Below are 2525 nucleotides of genomic sequence, written 5' to 3' on the forward strand. Positions count from 1 at the left end.
CACCGCCACCGGCGTCAACCGGTCGGTGTTGGTGTCGTCACCCAACTGCCCGGACAAGTTGTCGCCCCAGCAGGCGACGGTGTCGCCCTCCCGCAGCGCACAGGTATGCCCCCCACCGGCGATAAGGGCGACGACGTCGTCCAGGCCGTGCACCGCCACCGGGATCAACCGGTCGGTGGTGGTGTCGTCACCCAACTGCCCGAACTCGTTCCAGCCCCAGCAGGCGACGGTGTCGCCCCCCCGCAGGGCACACGTGTGTCCCCCGCCCGCGGTGAGGCCGACAGCGTCGTCCAAGCCTTGCACCGCCACCGGCGTCAACCGGTCGGTGGTGGTGTCGTCACCCAACTGCCCGGACGCGTTGCGACCCCAGCAGGCGACGGTGCCGCCCTGCCGCAGCGCACACGTGTGGGCTGAGCCGGCGGTGAGGGCGAGGGCGTCGTTCAGGCCGTGCACCGCCACCGGCGTCAACCGGTCGGTGTTGGTGTCGTCACCCAACTGCCCGGACGCGTTGCGACCCCAGCAGGCGACGGTGCCGCCCTGCCGCAGCGCACACGTGTGGGCTGAGCCGGCGGTGAGGGCGAGGGCGTCGTTCAGGCCGTGCACCGCCACCGGCGTCAACCGGTCGGTGTTGGTGTCGTCACCCAACTGCCCGGTCACGTTCCAGCCCCAGCAGGCCACGGTGCCGCCCTGGCGCAGCGCACACGTATGCCGTAGGCCGGCGGCGACCGCATCGGAGCCCAACGGCTCCGGGTCGGGTTCCGGTTCTGGGTCGGGGAGGCCGCACCGGCGCGTCAGTTCGGTTTTGGGCACGCTCAGGTCTGCCAGTTGGTGGTTCCACCTCTTGACCCAGGCCTGCAGCCGCACGCCGAAGTTGGCGCGCAGGTCGCCGTTGACGACAAGGCAGTCATGGTCATCGGTATCGACCACAGCGTCGACGCCTGGGCCGAAGTCGCCGTACATGCCGGCCTCGGAGCCGCTTCCGAACACGAGGGACAGGTCACCCCCGGCGAACACGTCGGCGGTGACCTTTACGTCAGCATTGAACTCAGCCGGGTCGGCAGTGTGGGAGAAGTCGTCCTCCAGGGAGTTGCCGTCGGTGCTCGACAGGGTGAACGCGAACGAACGTCGTTGCTCGAACCCGATCGACCCTGGCGCCGATACACCGAACGTGAACGCGGGGTCGAGGTTGAGGGTGATCGGCACCCCCGACACGAACCCGATGGTGGCGCGGAGCCGATTACGTTGCTCGAACTGGGTGGTGATGGTGCAGGAGAACCCGGTCTTGGCTTGCACGTCGATGGACGTGACGGCTTGCCCGCTGACCTGCAGCAGCAGGAACGGGTCACGGCCGAGTAAGGGGTCGCCGGCATCGAATTGCTGGATGGCCCGCATGTGCGCAAAGTTGATGTCGATCGGTATGGGGCTGGAGGTGTCCCACAGGTCCTCGGAGTTTACGGTGACACCGCTGGCGTCCTCGCACGCGAAGTCACCGGGGCTGAAAGACATTAGTTCCGGGCCCGAGGACGCTGCCGCCGCCGGTGCGGCCTCATCCACGGGTGACACGGTCATGGTGATCGGTATGTCGATGTCCATGGTCATGGCGGGGAACGCCTCGTCCAACGCGGCCTCGACGACCTCCACCCGCGCGACACCACCCAAGGGCGGCGCGGCCGACGCGACAGTGGCGATCAGCCCGTCGGTCAGACCGGCGGTGGGTTGCACCACCAGATGGTCACCCACCGCCGGGGTGTGCGCGGCGGCGTCAAGCGACAGCACCAGCGACAGATCGTCGCTTCCGGCCTCCACACCCACGACCTCGCCGGGGGCGACCAGGCTGGTGCGCTCCCCCAACTCCGCTTCCACCGTGGCTCCTGGGATAACCGCTGTCGGCGCCGACGGCTCGGACAGGTCCCCGCCGGCCTGGGTGGCCACCGTGAAGTAGTAGGTGTCGCCGTTAGCAAGGCCGGTGGCGGTGAACGTCGTGTCGGTCACCGCCGCCGTGGTCACCGTTTCCCACGGGCCCGACGCCGCCGAGGACTGGGACACCACGTAGCCGCTGGCCTGCGGGTGCGAGCTCGGCTGCCAGGACACCTCGGCGCTGGTATCACGCCCCACCACCACCACCTGCGAGGGAGCAGCCAGCACAGGACTCGGGGACGGGGCGGGCTCCGGGTCCGCGTGCAGGACGTCCAGGGCCCGCACCAGCACCGAGGCCATCTGGTCGCGCCGGGTGCTCGCTCCGGGCGTATATGTCGTGTCGGTGGTGCCGTTGACCAACCCCAGGTCGGCCGCGGCGTTGATGTTGCCCGCGTGGCTGTTGCCAGCAATATCGGCGAACCGTGTCGAGGCGACTTGCAGGCTGTCCACGTCCACGCCCTGCGCCCACGCCACCGCCCGAACCAGAAACGACGCCACCTGGTCGCGTCGCACGAACTGGCCAGGACCGAAGGTGGTGTCGGTGGTGCCGCGGGTGACCTCGATGGCGGTCAAGACCCCGATGTCGGCGGCGTGGACGTTGCCGTCAA

At 69.2% G+C, this 2525-nt stretch carries 1 protein-coding gene; it reads right to left on the reverse strand.

All coding sequences use genetic code 11. From position 1 onward, the window contains the following. The coding region (locus WD250_16460; GenBank protein MEX2621811.1) for an S-layer homology domain-containing protein at window positions 1-2525 on the reverse strand (2525 nt) is incomplete at both ends.

The sequence above is a fragment of the Egibacteraceae bacterium genome (assembly GCA_040905805.1).
Lineage (GTDB): Bacteria > Actinomycetota > Nitriliruptoria > Euzebyales > Egibacteraceae > DATLGH01.